At 64.4% G+C, this 15,386-nt stretch carries 18 protein-coding genes; 9 read left to right on the top strand and 9 right to left on the bottom strand.

Annotated elements, in window-relative coordinates:
- Positions 1 to 5: 5 nt before the first annotated feature.
- A complete protein-coding gene (locus tag ACK3BK_RS07310) occupies positions 6 to 512 on the bottom strand; it encodes an MFS transporter (protein ID WP_186709780.1) in 507 nt (168 codons plus the stop codon).
- A 171-nt stretch (positions 513 to 683) separates the two neighbouring features.
- Here ACK3BK_RS07310 and ACK3BK_RS07305 point away from each other — a divergent pair, with 171 nt between their 5' ends.
- Complete coding sequence (locus ACK3BK_RS07305) at positions 684 to 2,726, top strand: S9 family peptidase (RefSeq protein WP_411384005.1); 2,043 nt, start codon at positions 684 to 686, stop codon at positions 2,724 to 2,726.
- A 99-nt stretch (positions 2,727 to 2,825) separates the two neighbouring features.
- Positions 2,826 to 3,299, top strand: coding sequence for a cyclic nucleotide-binding domain-containing protein (locus ACK3BK_RS07300; protein WP_402765883.1), 474 nt, complete (start codon positions 2,826 to 2,828; stop codon positions 3,297 to 3,299).
- Here the strand turns inward: ACK3BK_RS07300 and ACK3BK_RS07295 are convergent.
- A complete protein-coding gene (locus ACK3BK_RS07295; protein ID WP_411384004.1) occupies positions 3,296 to 3,565 on the bottom strand; it encodes a hypothetical protein in 270 nt (89 codons plus the stop codon). The genes ACK3BK_RS07300 and ACK3BK_RS07295 overlap by 4 nt on opposite strands.
- Positions 3,566 to 3,697: 132 nt before the next feature.
- Here ACK3BK_RS07295 and ACK3BK_RS07290 point away from each other — a divergent pair, with 132 nt between their 5' ends.
- From ACK3BK_RS07290 to ACK3BK_RS07280, 3 genes are all read left to right on the top strand, one after another.
- Positions 3,698 to 4,069 (top strand): YajD family HNH nuclease, encoded by a 372-nt coding sequence (locus ACK3BK_RS07290; RefSeq protein WP_054895032.1) that lies wholly within the window; start codon positions 3,698 to 3,700, stop codon positions 4,067 to 4,069.
- Positions 4,070 to 4,141: 72 nt separating this feature from the next.
- Positions 4,142 to 4,612, top strand: a complete 471-nt coding sequence (locus tag ACK3BK_RS07285; RefSeq protein WP_054895033.1) for an RNA methyltransferase — start codon at positions 4,142 to 4,144, stop codon at positions 4,610 to 4,612.
- Between the two features lie 80 nt (positions 4,613 to 4,692).
- The gene (locus ACK3BK_RS07280; protein WP_063543658.1) at positions 4,693 to 5,034 is read left to right on the top strand and encodes a DUF2892 domain-containing protein; all 342 of its coding nucleotides are present in this window, start codon (positions 4,693 to 4,695) and stop codon (positions 5,032 to 5,034) included.
- Positions 5,035 to 5,136: 102 nt separating this feature from the next.
- Here the strand turns inward: ACK3BK_RS07280 and ACK3BK_RS07275 are convergent, their stop codons facing one another.
- Together ACK3BK_RS07275 and ACK3BK_RS07270 are read right to left on the bottom strand one after the other, a co-directional pair.
- Complete coding sequence (locus ACK3BK_RS07275; RefSeq protein ID WP_411384003.1) at positions 5,137 to 6,345, bottom strand: hypothetical protein; 1,209 nt, start codon at positions 6,343 to 6,345, stop codon at positions 5,137 to 5,139.
- 40 nt (positions 6,346 to 6,385) lie between these two features.
- Complete coding sequence (locus tag ACK3BK_RS07270; RefSeq protein WP_063543654.1) at positions 6,386 to 6,835, bottom strand: YcgN family cysteine cluster protein; 450 nt, start codon at positions 6,833 to 6,835, stop codon at positions 6,386 to 6,388.
- Between the two features lie 147 nt (positions 6,836 to 6,982).
- Here ACK3BK_RS07270 and ACK3BK_RS07265 point away from each other — a divergent pair, with 147 nt between their 5' ends.
- Positions 6,983 to 7,576: a nitroreductase family protein gene (locus tag ACK3BK_RS07265; protein ID WP_186666916.1), complete on the top strand. Its 594-nt coding sequence runs from the start codon at positions 6,983 to 6,985 to the stop codon at positions 7,574 to 7,576.
- Between the two features lie 54 nt (positions 7,577 to 7,630).
- Here the strand turns inward: ACK3BK_RS07265 and ACK3BK_RS07260 are convergent, their stop codons facing one another.
- The 4 genes from ACK3BK_RS07260 to ACK3BK_RS07245 form a co-directional block, all read right to left on the bottom strand.
- Positions 7,631 to 8,563 (bottom strand): D-2-hydroxyacid dehydrogenase, encoded by a 933-nt coding sequence (locus ACK3BK_RS07260; RefSeq protein ID WP_411384002.1) that lies wholly within the window; start codon positions 8,561 to 8,563, stop codon positions 7,631 to 7,633.
- 72 nt (positions 8,564 to 8,635) lie between these two features.
- Complete coding sequence (locus tag ACK3BK_RS07255) at positions 8,636 to 8,929, bottom strand: YcgL domain-containing protein (RefSeq protein ID WP_186666918.1); 294 nt, start codon at positions 8,927 to 8,929, stop codon at positions 8,636 to 8,638.
- On the bottom strand, positions 8,926 to 10,059 hold the full coding sequence (gene rnd, locus ACK3BK_RS07250; RefSeq protein WP_411384001.1) for a ribonuclease D: 1,134 nt from the start codon (positions 10,057 to 10,059) through the stop codon (positions 8,926 to 8,928). Before rnd ends, ACK3BK_RS07255 begins: the two co-directional genes overlap by 4 nt.
- A 103-nt stretch (positions 10,060 to 10,162) precedes the next feature.
- Positions 10,163 to 11,800 (bottom strand): phosphoethanolamine transferase, encoded by a 1,638-nt coding sequence (locus ACK3BK_RS07245; protein ID WP_411384000.1) that lies wholly within the window; start codon positions 11,798 to 11,800, stop codon positions 10,163 to 10,165.
- A 277-nt stretch (positions 11,801 to 12,077) separates the two neighbouring features.
- Here ACK3BK_RS07245 and ACK3BK_RS07240 point away from each other — a divergent pair, with 277 nt between their 5' ends.
- Positions 12,078 to 12,314 (top strand): YdcH family protein, encoded by a 237-nt coding sequence (locus ACK3BK_RS07240; protein WP_411383999.1) that lies wholly within the window; start codon positions 12,078 to 12,080, stop codon positions 12,312 to 12,314.
- A 138-nt stretch (positions 12,315 to 12,452) separates the two neighbouring features.
- On the opposite strand, the gene ACK3BK_RS07235 is transcribed toward ACK3BK_RS07240, so the two are convergent.
- Complete coding sequence (locus ACK3BK_RS07235; protein WP_411383998.1) at positions 12,453 to 13,622, bottom strand: trans-sulfuration enzyme family protein; 1,170 nt, start codon at positions 13,620 to 13,622, stop codon at positions 12,453 to 12,455.
- Positions 13,623 to 13,773: 151 nt separating this feature from the next.
- Between ACK3BK_RS07235 and ACK3BK_RS07230 the strand changes: the two genes are divergently transcribed.
- Both ACK3BK_RS07230 and moaA read left to right on the top strand, forming a co-directional pair.
- Positions 13,774 to 14,232 (top strand): Lrp/AsnC family transcriptional regulator, encoded by a 459-nt coding sequence (locus ACK3BK_RS07230; protein ID WP_065861420.1) that lies wholly within the window; start codon positions 13,774 to 13,776, stop codon positions 14,230 to 14,232.
- Positions 14,233 to 14,375: 143 nt separating this feature from the next.
- Positions 14,376 to 15,380, top strand: coding sequence for a GTP 3',8-cyclase MoaA (moaA, locus tag ACK3BK_RS07225; RefSeq protein WP_411383997.1), 1,005 nt, complete (start codon positions 14,376 to 14,378; stop codon positions 15,378 to 15,380).
- Positions 15,381 to 15,386 lie beyond the last annotated feature (6 nt).

The raw sequence follows: 15,386 nt of genomic DNA, 5'->3' as shown, positions 1-15,386 counted from the left end.
CCGTCCTAGATCCGTGGCTCGACGCGGCCGCCACCATTGCCCGGGCGACGCACCGGGGCAGCAGGTGGCTCTTCACGGTAGCGATCGCGACGATCGGCGACGGGCGCATCGGCCATCACCGCATCGTCTTCGGCCGCCTGGCGCTTGGCGGCGGCCTCGACCTTCTCGCGGCGCTCGCCAGCGCGTTTTTCCAGTGGCCAGCGCACCAGCACGAACAGCAGGTAAAGGCCAAAGGCGATCATGCCGTACATCGCCAGGTCCGAGGCTGCGCGCCAGGCGTTGTTGCCCACCTTGAACGCCAGGTCCAGGGCGGTGATGGCAATGGCCGGGGCAAAGCTGTCCTTGACCGGGTCGACAATGGTGGGAGTGAACAGCAGCACGGCAACGATCACCCGCAGCGGCTCGCGCAGCCAGCGCCACATCCAGCCGGTGAACTTGAAGGCCACCAGCAGGCAGCCCAGGGCGGCGACGGCGTAGAGGCCCCAGGCCAGTGTGTAGTCTTGTTCGATCATGGTGTCCGTGCAAGGCAGGCAAAGAGATGCCTATGATAAACACTTTTACGGGCACAGGCGCCTCTTCCCTCTATGAAGCCTGAGCGGCCTCTTCGCGGACAAGCCCGCTCCCGCAGACCGGCAATGCTCGCGAAGAGGCCGGCACAGACGCCACCAAACCACGGACATCCCATGCATACCAGACCCAAGCCCCCCATCGCCCGCCCCGCCCAAGCCGCCGATCCCTACGCCTGGCTGCAGGAACGCGACACCCCCGAAGTGCTGGCCTACCTGGAGCAGGAAAACGCCTACCAGCAAGCCTGCCTCGCCGACCAGGCCGAGCTGCGCGAACAGCTGTTCGAAGAAATCAAGGGCCGCATCCTCGAAACCGACCTGTCGCTCCCCTCCCCCTGGGGCCCCTACCTCTACTACACCCGCACCACGGCAGGCGACGAATACCCGCGCCACTACCGCTGCCCGCGCCCGGCCGACGACAGCAACCGCGTCGACGAAAGCGCCGAGCAACTGCTGCTCGACCCCAACGCCCTGGCCAACGGCGGCTTCCTCGCCCTGGGCGCGTTCAATGTCAGCCCCGACCATCGCCTGCTGGCCTACAGCCTCGACACCAGCGGCGACGAGGTCTACACCCTTTACATCAAGGACCTGGAAAGCGGCAGCGTCACCACCCTGCCCTTCGACGACTGCGACGGCAGCCTGACCTGGGCCAACGACAGCCGCACGCTGTTCTTCGCCGAACTGGACGACACCCACCGCCCGTGGCGCCTGCGCCGCCACACCCTGGGCGAAAGCGACGCCAGCACCGTGTTCGAAGAGCCCGATGGGCGCTTCTTCCTGCACTGCTACCGCGCAAGTTCCGAGCGCCAACTGGTGCTGCTGCTCAACAGCAAGACCACCAGCGAAGCCTGGGTACTCGATGCCGCCACGCCACAGGCCGACTTCACCTGCCTGGCGCCGCGGGTCGAGGGCCACGAGTACTTCCCCGACCACGGCCAGCTCGATGGCCAGTGGCGCTGGTTCATCCGCAGCAACCAGGACGGCATCAACTTCGCCCTGTTCCACGCCCCGGCCGACCAGGTGCCCAGCCGCGCACAATGGCAGGTACTGGTGCCGCACCGTGACGACATCATGCTCGAAGGCTTGAGCCTGAACGCTTCGGCGCTGTCGCTGAGCCTGCGTGAAGGCGGCCTGCCGATCATCGAAGTCCGCCCCCAGGGCCTGCCGGCCTATCGCGTCGAACTGCCCGACGCCGCCTACAGCCTCTACGTGCAGGACAGCCTGGAGTTTTCCAGCACGCGCATCCGCCTGCGCTACGAAGCGCTCAACCGCCCGGCCCAGGTTCGCCAGCTGGAGCTGGCCAGTGGTGAGCAGCAGGTGCTCAAGCAGACCCCGGTACTCGGTCGCTTCGATGCCGACGACTATGTCAGCCAACGCCTATGGGCGACCGCCAAGGACGGCACCCAGGTGCCGATCAGCCTGGTGCGCCGCCGCCAGGACCTGGACCGCGAAGTGCCGCTGTACCTCTACGGCTACGGCGCCTATGGCGAGAGCCTCGACCCCTGGTTCTCCCACGCCCGCCTGAGCCTGCTCGAACGCGGCGTGGCCTTTGCCATCGCCCATGTGCGTGGCGGCGGCGAGCTGGGTGAAGCCTGGTACCGCGCTGGCAAGCAGGAGCACAAGCAGAACAGCTTCGACGACTTCATCGCCTGTGCCGAACACCTGATCGCCCAGGGCGTCACCCGCACCGAGCAACTGGCCATCAGCGGCGGCAGCGCCGGCGGCCTGCTGATGGGCGCGGTGCTCAACCAGCGTCCGGAGCTGTTCCGCTGCGCCATCGCCGAGGTGCCTTTCGTCGATGTGCTCAACACCATGCTCGACCCCGAGCTGCCGCTGACCGTCACCGAGTACGACGAGTGGGGCAACCCCGAAGAGCCTGAGGTGTACGCACGCATCAAGGCCTATGCCCCCTACGAGAACGTCAAGGCCCAGGCCTACCCGGCCATGCTGGTGGTGGCTGGCTACAACGACAGCCGCGTGCAGTACTGGGAGGCGGCCAAGTGGGTAGCGCGCCTGCGCACCCGCAAGACCGACGACAACCTGCTGCTGCTCAAGACCGAAATGGGCGCCGGCCACGGCGGCATGAGCGGACGCTATCAGGGGCTGAAAGACGTGGCCCTGGAATATGCGTTCGTCTTCAATGAGCTGGGCGTGGTGTAAATCGCATTTCTTGTTGTCATAGAGTTCTCGCACACCCTGCGGCCTCTCCCGCAGGGTCTGTGGAAGCTCTCAAATACCGGACGACACGAAGAACAACACATGCCCGACCCAAGCCTCCTCAGCGCCGAAATCCGCGACATGCTCATGGACTGCGGCTTGTTCGACAGCCTGCAGCCCAGCGACTTCCAGGCCGTCGCCGGTTACTTCGCCATCGCGGCGATGACCGAGGGCCAGACCATCTTCGCCGAAGGTGACGCCGGCACCTTCATGTGCATCCTGCACCGCGGCGTGGTGTCGGTGCGCAAGACCGACGGCAACGGCCAGCAAGTCGAGATCGCGACCTTGCGCAAGGGCCGAGCCTTCGGCGAAATGGCCGTGCTCGACGGCGAACGTCGCTCGGCCAGTTGTGTGGCGGCCAGTGACTGCCAGTTGCTGACGCTGGGCAAGGACTCGCTGGACAAGATGCTCAACGACGCCCCACGCATCGCCGCGCGGATCATCCGTGCCCTGGCCGTGGCGTTGTCGAAACGCCTGCGGATGCAAGATGGCCAGCGCCTTTCGCAACAGGTCTAGTCGTTCTTTTTCGGCGGGTCCTGGGACAATCCCGGCAATGGCTGGTCCTTTGGCGGCCCGGGCAGCGGCATCGGCGGCAGCAATGGCGCGCCAGGCTGACTGCTGCCCGCCTTGGGCGGCGTGCTCGGGGTGATCTGCGGGTAGGGCGTGGGCGTGGGCGTACCCGGCGCGCCGGGCACCGGGGTGATGCTCCCCGATGGCTGCCCGGCAGCTTCGGCCGCTGGGGCAGCAAGCAACATCAGCGTGGCAAGGATCACAGGCAACATCGGTAACCTCCCGTCCGGAACCTGCCTACAGGCTACGCCCAATCGCACCTTTTTGCCTGTCCGCCAGGCCCGCAGGCGCGCTAGACTCAACGCCATAACCGTCATTGCCCTGATAACGAAAAAGGTAACACCATGAGCTCGGCCTCCAACTCCGCCGCCACCGCCCGCCTCGACCGCATCCTCGCCGACGCCAAGCGCGACAAGGAAATGGGCTACCGCGACAAGGCACTGAAGATGTATCCGCACGTCTGCGGGCGCTGCGCCCGTGAGTTCTCCGGCAAGCGCCTGTCGGAACTGACCGTGCACCACCGCGACCACAACCACGACAACAACCCCCAGGATGGCTCCAACTGGGAGTTGCTGTGCCTGTACTGCCACGACAACGAGCATTCGCGCTATACCGACCAGCAGTATTTCGGCGAGGGCTCGCTGAGCACGCCGAAAACCAATGTCGCCACGCACAACCCCTTCGCCGGCCTGGCTGCCCTGATGAAGAAGGACTGACCGTCGATTCATCCGCCCACGGCGTCGGCGAGCCCGTATAATCGCGCTCTTTTTTTCGAAGGGCCCCGACTCGTGGCGAACAAACGGTACAGCTGCATCGGCCTGTTCAACCCAAAATCTGCTGAAAACGTCGGCTCGGTGATGCGAGCGGCAGGCTGCTATGGCGTCAACTCGGTGTTCTACACCGGCAAACGCTACGAGCGCGCCCGCGACTTCGTCACCGACACCAAGCGGGTGCACTACGACATCCCGCTGATCGGCATCGACGACCTGCAGCGCATCATCCCGCTGGGCTGCACGCCAGTGGCAGTGGAGCTGGTCGACGGCGCACGGCCGCTGCCCGAATACACCCATCCGGATCGGGCGATCTACATCTTCGGCCCGGAGGACGGCAGCCTCGACGAAAGCGTACGCGCCTGGTGCGAAGAAACCATCTACATCCCCACCCAGGGCTGCATGAACCTGGCCGCGACAGTCAACGTGGTGCTGTATGACCGGCTGGCCAAGGGCTTGAATACTCGCTCCGGGCCCAAGTTCAAGTAACGGGGATCAGGGTAATTGCACTGAACGCCGGGGCAGCCTCCAAGGTCAGCTGATGTACCAACCCACAAGGAGACCTACCCATGCTCGATATCCATTCGGCGTCAGACAGGCATGACCACAACGTCCAGGGCTGGGAGCGCGTCAGCTCACTGGCGGGCGGTGCCCTGATGATCAGCAAAGGGATGCGCCACGGCGGGCTGATCGGCTTGCTGCAGGTAGCGGTGGGCGGCATGGCGCTGGCCCGGGGCATCAAGGGCCATTGCGCGACCAAGGCTTGGTTCCACAAGCATCGTGCGGAGTACCACCGGTTGCATGCCGATATCGAACGGGGAGCGGCGGAGTTGAAGGCACTCAAGGCCAGCGCCGAGGCGGCGACCCGCACGGTGACGGTGACGGGTAAGGATCCGTTGGCTGGGGTTTGAATCGGCGGTGGCCTCTTCGCGGGCAAGCCCGCTCCTACAGGACCTCCACAGCCTTGAGGGTGGTGTGGGAGCGGGCTTGCCCGCGAAGAAGCCGACACCCGCTCAACGCAACAACTTGCTCTCCAGCACCTCGGACTCGCGCCCCAGCACGCTCTCGCTGATCTGGATGAATTCCTCCGTGCTGACACTGGCCATGCGCATCAGCGCGCGAGTGACGTCGTCCAGCGAGCGCTTGTCGTGGCTGTGCAGGCGAATCTCGCGATCCAGCGCCTGCAACAACAGCACGCCCCTGGCCACCTGCATTGCGTCGGCCTGCTCGGTGCGAAGGGTCTTGACCTTGGCGCCGTCCTTCTGCAATCGCGCCTGCAACGCCTGGTAGCGGTCATCGCTCAGGCCGCCGGCGCGGCGCAGCAGTTCGGTGGCGTAGTAGTCGGTCAGGCTCTCGCCCAGCCAGTCACTGCGATCACGGTCGTCGATCTGCGCGAACAGTTGCACCAGCTCACGCAGCAGCGGGCTGCTGCCGCTCTCGCCGATCAGCGGGCCGGTGCTGTGCAGGTACAGCGAGTTGCGCGAGGCACGCGCACCGCGCCACATGTCGTCGCGGGCACCGACCACCAGCAGCTTGGGCGGATTGCGCGGGAACACCGCCTGCAACTGCGGCCAGACGAAGGTCATCAGGGTGAGGGTATCCATGCGCCGCATGCCCTGCCCCTGCGGCGCGGCGACCGTCACCTCGGTATCACCCAGGCGTGCGCGGCGGCTGCCGAGGTTGCCGGCGAGCATCCAGCCAGTGGGGCGGTCGAACAGGCGCGAGACGTTGTCGATACGGAATTTCTGCTTGCCGATGCGCGGCCAGGCCGTCTCGACACTCTGCCAGCCCGACGGCAGCTCGAAGGCCAGGCGTGTCACCAACTCGGTGCCATCCTGCTGATCGAGACGGGCCGGGGGCACGAGCTGATCGCCGCGAAACAACGCCCAATGCGGTGTGATGCGTGCCTCATGGGCGCTGCCATGGGGCTTCACATCGAGCTGCACGCGGTAGCTGAGGCTGCTCTTGCCTGCTCCGGGGTGCCAGACGCCACGGTCCTGCTGCACCTGCCATTGGCCGTCCGCCTTGAAATCGCTGTAGGCACCCTGCCTGCCCAGGTCGAAGTCCAGGCTGCGCACCGGCGTGCCCTCGGCCAGGGTCAGGCGCACTTCGGCCTGGCCCGTCTGGGGCAGCAAGCGCACCTGGTAATCCAGATCGACCTTCTTCGCCCAGGCCGGGAAGCTGGCCGACAGGGCCAGTAGCAACAACAACGGGCGACGCATACAGAAACTCCTTGTTCCCCAAAGGCGCGGGCCAGGCGGATCAGCCGGCGCGAAAGATCAGGTGGTCTTCCCAGTCGTCTTCGTCGACGTCGTTCTCGCTGAGCATCCGCCCGGACTGGGAAATGCGCTGCTCATGGACCTGCTCGCGGTCGCCACAGACCAAGTGGTGCCAGGCCGGCAGATCCTTGCCCTCGCTGACCAGTCGATAGCCACAGGTGGTCGGCAGCCATTTGAACTGGTCGGCCTTGCCCGGCGTGAGCTGGATGCAGTCGGGCACCTGCTCGAAGCGGTTGGGGTAGTCGCTGCACTGGCAGGTGTTCATGTCCAGCAGTTTGCAGGCGATACGCGTGTAATAGATGCTGTTGTCATCCTCGTCTTCGAGCTTCTGCAGGCAGCATAGCCCGCAGCCGTCGCAAAGCGACTCCCACTCCTGCGGGTCGAGCTGGTCGAGGGTCTTGCGCCGCCAGAAGGGCGCGGGGTCGGCGATCATCACACGTTTTCCTGCAATCACTTTGAAGGCCGCGGCGCGCGGCGGCGCCAGTCTAGAGCCTGTCCCGACGCAATGCCATACCGCTTGTCAGTGCCGAGCGGACGCAGTAGCGTTCAGGCTTTCCCTCGTCCTTTCGCAGGAGCCCGCATGAGCGTCAATCCCCGCATCGCCGACTATGCCATCAACGAGCAGTTCATCAACCGCTGGTCACCTCGTGCGTTCACCGCTGAACCCATCAGCGAAGAGACCCTGCTGAGTTTCCTCGAAGCTGCGCGCTGGGCGCCGTCGGCCTACAACTCGCAACCCTGGCGCTTCCTCTATGCCCGCCGCGACACGCCGAACTGGGAGCGCTTCCTGGAATTCCTGGTGCCGTTCAACCGCAGCTGGGCACAGCAGGCCTCGGCGCTGGTGCTGATCCTTTCCAAGACCACCTTCACTGCCCCGGGCGCCAGCGAAGAGACACCTGCCCTGTGGCACACCTTCGATACCGGTTCGGCCTGGGGCCACCTGGCGCTGCAGGCGAGCATCAGCGGCTGGCACACTCACGGCATGGCCGGGTTCGACCAGGAACTGGCGCGCAAGGAGCTGAAGGTCCCCGAAGGCTATGTGCTGCATGCGATGGTGGCGATCGGCAAGCTGGGCGACAAGGCCAGCCTGATCGAGGCGTTGCAGGCACGTGAAGTGCCGAGTCCGCGCCGGCCGCTGAGCGAGTTGGCGGCTGAGGGGGATTTCAGCCTCTAAGACCGGGTTGGCCCTATCGCGGGAAAAACCCGCGATAGGGCCAGCAGAAGCACCTCAATACCCCCGCGAGAAATCCACTTCCCCGCGCAGCCCCTGCCCCGCCGCATACGCCCGCACGTTCTCGACGAACAAGCGCACCATCGCCACCGGCGAGGTCGGCGCCGAACTGTGCCCGGTCAGCAGCAACCCCCAGGCGGTCCAGAACGGATGGCGCTGGGGCAACGGCTCCTGGCGGCAGACATCGATCACGGCACCAGCCAGGTGCCCGCTCTTGAGTGCCTCGACCAGGTCGGCATCGACCACCGCCACACCACGCCCGGCGTTGATGAACAGCGCGGTCGGCTTGAAGCACTGAAACAGCGCGGCATCATACAGGTCTTGGGTAGCCGGGGTATCCGGCAGCAGGTTGAGTACGTAATCGACCTGGCCGACCAGCCGCGGCAACGCATCCAGCCCCGCCACTTCGACGAACGGCGCCTGCTCGCGCGGGCTGCTGGCCACGCCATACAGCGTCACGCCAAACGGCAGCAGGAACTCGGCGACCCGCTGGCCGATGTCGCCGGTGCCGACGATCAGCACCTTGCGCCCTTCCAGGCTGTTGCCCGGCCGGCCATCCCAGCGCCGCTCGACCTGGCTGACCAGCCGCGCCAGTACATCGCGCTCGTGGGCCAGCATGTAGGTCAGCATGTACTCGGCCATGACCTGGCCGAAGATGCCCACCGCGCGGGTCAGGCGATAGTCACGCGGCAGGCCGTCGGCCAGCAGTGGCGTGATACCCGCCCAGGTGGACTGCATCCAGGCCGGCTTGTGGCCCTGGCGCAGCAGGCTGGCGACCAGGTGAGGCTCACCCAGCCAGATCGGGCATTCGGGGGCGTGGCGCGACAATTCGGCGGAATCGCCACTGGTCAGGACCTCCAGGTCCGGTGCCAGCTCGCCCAGCAGGCGAGCGTAAAGGGCATGATCCTGTTCAGCGATCAGAACGCGCATCTCGATGACAACCTTGCAGAACGACGAAAGCGGCCCGTCGAGGGCCGCCTGTTGATAGGGTTCGCGCCCGGCTCAGGCCGGATCGTTGCGGCGCAGCAGCTCTTCGGGCAAGTGCTCGATGTAGTCGTCGTCCGGCGGCGGCATCTGCAGGTGGTAACCCTGGTTGTCGAGGTTCTCCAGCACCTTGGCGATGTCCTCGCGAGCCAGCTTGCGCTCGGGGGTCAGCACCAGGTCGAAGGCATGCACCGGCGTACCGAAGAACGGCAGCAAGCCCTCAGGCACGCGCTCCAAGCCCTCGGCCTTGAGCACATACAGGTACATTTCGCGCTTGCGCGGGCTCTTGTAGATCGAGCAGATACGTTTCATCGAGTCTCTCCGGCGCCTGCCAGGTCGTCCAGCAGGGCCTGGCCCATCCGCTCACGGCGCCAGCCGCGCAGCGAATCGGGCAATTGATAGGGGCCATTGGGGTAGCCGCTCTTGAGCAGGGCTTCCAGGGCCTTCTTGCGCAGCATCAGCTCAGGGGCGATCTGCAGGCGCTCGCCTTCGGCCTGGCCGATGGCGCGCAGGCGCTTGAGAATGCCGGCGGCTTCGATTGGCAGCGGCTCGGGCAGCACCGCGGGCCATTGCTCGGCGGGCTGGCTGGCGGCGTTCTTGATCAACTCGATCAGCGTTGCGCCGTCCTGGCGGATGGTGCGCGGGTGCATTTCGTCGATCTTGGCCAGCGCCGACAGGCTGTCGGGCTGCCCCTTGGCCATGGGCCACAGCGAGTGCTCCTTGAGGATTCGACTGCGCGGTACATCGCGGCTGCGGGCTTCACGCTCGCGCCAGGCGCACAGCTCGCGCAGCACCGCCAACTGCTGCGGGCCCAGCTTCCAGGCCAGCTTGACGTCGCGGTAAAGGGTTTCGGGCTCGACTTCACGGCGCATTTGCGCGACCAGCTCGGCGCCGTCCTCCAGCACCCAGGCGTACTTGTCATCCGACAGGCGCGGGCGCAGGGCGGTGAACAGCTCCGCCAGGTGCACGGCATCCTCGGCGGCGTAGCTGACCTGAGTGTCGGACAACGGGCGCTGCAACCAGTCGGAGCGCGTCTCGCCCTTGGGCAGTTCGATACCCAGCACTTCCTGGACCAGGCGCGAATAGCCCATCGAAAAACCGATGTTCAGGTAACCACCGGCCAACTGCGTATCGAACAGCGGCTGCGGCAGCTTGCCGGTCAGGCGCAGCAGGACTTCGAGGTCTTCGCTGCAGGCGTGCAGCACCTTGACCACGCCGCTGTCTTCGAGCAACTCGCCCAGCGGCTGCCAATCGCGGATCAGCAGAGGGTCGATCAGGTAGGCGCTTTGACCATCGCCGACCTGCACCAGGCCAGCCTTGGGATAGAAGGTATCGACCCGCATGAATTCGGTGTCGACGGCCACGAACGGCAGCGTGCGCCACGTCCGGCAGAGTTCGGCCAGGGTCTGGTCGTCACGGATCCAGTGTATTTCGATGGCCACAAGGCTCTCCCACAAACATTGGCGCGCAGTATATACGGCGCGGGCACTGCTCGTGAAACCCGGGCCATCCATGGTGGCGATCAGCGGTAACGATAGCGCGCTGTCAGTTCCTGGCCGTCAACCAGGGCCGGCACCCGGCAAACATGTCCAGCGACTGCTGGTATACCTCGGTGCGCACCTGCAGCAGGCCCAGCATCGAGTGGAACAGGTTGTCCTGGCTCAGCGGCGTGTCACGCATCTTCGACAAGCAGTCGGTATCGATGGCGAAGTCCTGGCGGTAGCTGTCGGAGAACCAGGCCAGCAGCGGAATGTGCTTCTGCTGGTCAGGGGCAAGCATGTACGGGGTGCCGTGCAGGAACAGGTTGTATTCGCCCAGCGACTCGCCATGGTCGGAGAGGTAGATCATGGCGGTGTCGACCTTGTCCTGGTGCTTGCGCAGGGTGTCGACCAGCGACGCCAGCACCTCGTCGGTGTAGACCAGCGTGTTGTCGTAGCTGTTGACGATGTCCTGCTGGCTGCACTGGTTCAGGGCGTTGCTGCGGCACACCGGAGTGAAGCGCTCGAAGCCCGCGGGGTAACGCTTGTAGTAGTCCGGGCCATGGCTGCCCATCTGGTGCAGCACCAGCACGGTATCCTTGTCGAGGCTGTCGAGCAGCGCATCGAGGTTCTGCAGCAGGATCTGGTCATGGCACTCGCCATCGGCGCACAGGACCGGGTCCTTGGCGCTGGTGAGGTTGACGTAGTTGAATCGATCGCAGGTGCCTTTGCAGCCGGACTGGTTATCACGCCACTGCACCTCGATGCCGGCACGCCCGAGGATATCGAGCAGGCCCTCGCGGCGGCTGGCCAGGCTCGGGTCGTAGTCCTTGCGTGCCATGCCGGAGAACATGCAAGGCACCGACACAGCCGTCTCGGTCCCGCACGAATGCACATCGGTAAAGCCCAGCAGGCCAGCCTCCTTCGACAGGCGTGGCGTGGTATCGCGGCCATAACCCAGCACACCGAAGTTCTCGGCCCGGGCACTTTCACCCACCACCAGCACGGTCAGCGACTTGCGCTCATGCTTCTGCCAGGCGGCATCGCGATGGGCATCTTCGCCGTATTTCTGGAAGGGTTTGGCAGCGCTGCCGAGCTTTTCGCTGGCATAGCTGAACGACGCCCCGACGATATTGCTGGGGGTCAGCATCAAGTGCAGTTCGTGGTGATTGCGAAACAGCGACGACAGGCCCTGGTAATTGACCAGGCCGATCGAGCCCAGGGCTGCAACGCAGGCGCCGCTGACGATGAGCTTGCCCAGCAGCTCGCGGTGCCAGGGGCGGTAGGCGATGCGCGCCTTCCAGAGCAACAACGACGGCACGACGCCCAACCCCAGCATATAAAGTGCGAACTTCAACGACAGCAAGTCACGCACTTCCTCGATATTGGTTTCGGCGACATTGCGAAACATCCCGGCATCAATAAGTACGCCATATTGATTCATAAAGTAGGCGACACCGGCACCACTCATGAAAAGCACAATCAATACCGGTTTCAACACATACTTGAAGGCCAACAACGTCAATATCAGGTTGAAGGCGAACAACATCAGTACGGCAAACGCCAGGCCCAGCCACAGCCCAACCATGCCGGGGGGCAGGATGGTCTCCAGATGCTCCCAGAGGAACAGATTGAAGCCGATCAACAGGTAAAGGCTGGCCAGCAGCGTGACCCACTCGGTCCGCAGTGATTTGATTTTCAACATGGCGTTCGCAATCAGAGTTTAGAAGCGACCAGGCGTACCCGGGCGGGCACCTTGGGAAGTTGCCCGAACTTTAGAAAGCGTAGCATCAATTTTTTGTGAAAAAGACGCCAACAATCAGTTGTCATGCGTCTTTCATGATTAATTAAAGTTCATTCAGCTGCCATTCAGCGGCGTTGCGACGCTGCAGCCATGCCCGGCGAACCACTCCCGCCATCGGCAAACGCAGCTATCCTGAAGGATCAGGACTTTTACCAACCCCTGAAACAGAGGTGAAGAGATGCCAGTCCCGCACGATCTGCTAGCCGACCTGCACATTACCAAAGACAAATTCCAGGCCCTGATCGACAAGGACCAGGACCTGCACAAGCTGCACAAGGAATACAACGCCAAGGACAAGGAAGTGCTGGCCGCCGAAGGCAACGGCACCAACGACGAGGCGGTCAACCGCCTGCGCAAGGAACGTCTGCTGATCAAGGACAAGATCGAGCGGATCATTCATCCGCCCAAGGGTTGAGCCCTTTCAATCGAACTCACTGGTTTGTGGTAGGAGCTGGCTTGCCTGCGAACACCGGCTTGGCCGGTGCCAGACACCGCGATGTGCTTTTCGCGGGCAAGTCGGGGCGCCGAACCGCCGCTCCTACGATATTTGCTGCTACGCCGTCGCGGCCGCCCGCAACCCCGCTTCAAGGTCATCGATCAGGTCGCGGTAATCCTCGATCCCCATCGACAACCGCACCAGGTTCTCGCTGATACCCATCACGCCCTTCTGCTCCGGACTGAGCGAGTTGTGCGACATGGTCCAGGAATGGTTGATCATGCTCTCCACACCGCCCAGCGAATCGGCCAGGACAAAGATCGACAACGCTTCGACCAGGCGATTGACCGCTGCCCGGTCACCCTTCACACGCAGTGCCACCACCGCCCCGCCAGTGCGCATCTGGCGCTGGCACAGCGCATGCTGCGGATGGCTCGCAAGGCCTGGGTAGAAGACCTGCTCGACCTGCGGGTGCTGCTCCAGGTACTGCGCCACACGCAGGGCGTTGGCACTCTGGCGCTCCATGCGCACATCGAGGGTCTTCAGACCGCGCAGGGCCAGGTAGCAGTCGAACGGGCCCTGGATCGCGCCCACCGCCATGCTGATTTTGCGCAGGCGCGCCAGCAGCTCAGGATTGCCCGCCACCACCACCCCGCCAGTCAGGTCGGAATGGCCGCCGATGTACTTGCTCGCCGAGTGCATCACCAGGTCCACCCCCAGGGTGATCGGTTGCTGGTTCCACGGCGAGCAGAAGGTGTTGTCGATGCAGGTGAGGATGCCGCGCTCGCGGGCCAGGTCGCACAGCGGCTTGATGTCCACCAGGTGCAGCAGCGGGTTGGTCGGCGACTCCAGCCAGATCATCTTCGTACTCGGGCGGATCGCTGCGGCGACGGCGTCCAGGTCGTTGAGGTCGACGTAGGTGGTGGTCAGCCCGGAGGTGTGTGCCCGGTAGTCCTCCATCAGGCGGAAGGTGCCGCCATAGACGCCATTCATCACCACCACATGGGCATCCTTGGGCAGCAGTTCGAGCACCGTGGCGGTGGCACTCACGCCCGACGCGCAGGCAACCGCACCGACACCCTCTTCCAGGGCTGCGACGCAGGTTTCATAGGCGTGGCGGGTGGGGTTGGAAACACGGCTGTAAGCGTATTCAGGGTTATCGTCCAGGCCGCGCTTGATGAACGAGCTGGAGGTGACGATGGCCGGGAAGATAGCGTTGTCGGCGACGCTGGACTGCTCGCCGGCGTGGATGGTGCGGGTGGCGAAATTGCGCGGTTTTTCGGCCATGGTCGGATCCGTTGACTGAAGGGGTCAGGTAGAAAACCGCCACTATCGCATATCCCGGCCCGACCCGCTGCAACAGCGCCAGACGTAGCAAGCGATTCCCCGACTGAGCTACTCTCGAGAAACTTTTTCTGCAAATTCGGCCCCTATCGCCATGGACAGTTTCGACCAGCACATCCTCACCCTGCTCCAGCGCGACGCCTCGATCTCCCTCAAAGACCTGGCCGAGGCGGTCAACCTGACCACCACGCCCTGCTGGAAACGGGTCAAGCGCCTGGAGGATGAAGGCTATATCCGCGGCCGCGTCGCCCTGCTCGACCCCGAGCGCATCAACCTGGGCCTGAGCGTGTTCGTCCAGCTCAAGACCCAGCGCCACGACAGCGCCTGGCTCGAGCATTTCGCCAGGACCGTGACCGGTTTCGAGGAAGTGATGGAGTTCTACCGCATGTCCGGCGACTGGGACTACATGCTGCGGGTGGTGGTCAGCGACATTGCCGCCTACGACCGCTTCTACAAGAAGCTGATCACCAGCACCGACGGGCTGTCGAACATCACGTCCAGCTTTGCCATGGAACAGATCAAGTACACCACGGCGTTTCCGGTGTATCGGTGAGAAGATCACGGCAGCGGCCTGATGCGCCCTTACTGATCGCTTGATAGATCACACCTATCAAACGGTCGGGCAAAGCAATTTGACGCCCGTGCCTGCAGGTTATAGCGTGGACATTACCCCACCCCACCCTTTCGAGCGCGAACGTGGAACACAGCAGCCAGGCCCTGATCGACGGTTTCAACCGAAAAATCGACTACCTGCGAATGTCGGTGACCGACCGCTGCGACTTCCGCTGCGTCTACTGCATGGCCGAAGACATGCAGTTCCTGCCCCGCCAGCAGATCCTCAGCCTCGAAGAGCTCTACCAGGTCGCCGAGCGCTTCGTCGCACTGGGCACCCGCAAGATCCGCCTGACCGGTGGCGAGCCGCTGGTACGCCAGGGCATCGTCGACCTGTGCGGGCGCATCGCCGCCCTGCCCGGCCTGCGCGAGCTGTGCATGACCAGCAATGGTTCGCAGCTTGGCCGCCTGGCCCAACCGCTGTTCGATGCTGGCGTCACACGCCTGAACATCAGCCTCGACAGCCTCGATGCACAACGCTTCAAGGCCCTGACCCGCACCGGCGACCTGGCCCAGGTGATCGCCGGCATCGACGCTGCGCGCCAGGCAGGCTTCCACCGTACCAAGCTCAACTGCGTGGTGCTCAAGGGCCGCAATGACGATGAAATCGTCGACCTGGTGCGCTTTGCCATCGACCGCGAACTGGACATCACCTTCATCGAGGAAATGCCGTTGGGCGTGATCAGCGAGCACGAGCGTGGCGAGTCGTTCTACTCCAGCGACGATGTGCGCGAGCGCCTGGAACCGCACTTCACCCTGATCGAATCGGCCGAATCCTCCCAAGGCCCGGCCCGCTACTGGCGCCTGGCCGAAGCGCCGCAGACGCGGGTCGGCTTTATCTCGCCGCACAGCCACAACTTCTGCGCCACCTGCAATCGCGTGCGCCTGACCGTCGAAGGCCGGTTGCTGCTGTGCCTGGGCAACGAGCATTCGATGGACCTCAAACAGGTCCTGCGCAGCCATCCCGGCGACAGCGAGCGCCTGGAGCAAGCGATTCGCGACGCCATGCACCTCAAGCCCTACCGCCATCACTTCGAGGTGGGTGGCGAGGTGCAGATCCTGCGCTTCATGAACATGACCGGCGGCTGATCGGCC

Source organism: Pseudomonas sp. L7 (assembly GCF_046605565.1).
Taxonomy (GTDB): Bacteria; Pseudomonadota; Gammaproteobacteria; order Pseudomonadales; family Pseudomonadaceae; genus Aquipseudomonas; species Aquipseudomonas wayambapalatensis.
Note: the sequence above shows the minus strand (reverse complement) of the source record. Positions and strands in the feature narration are given on the sequence as shown.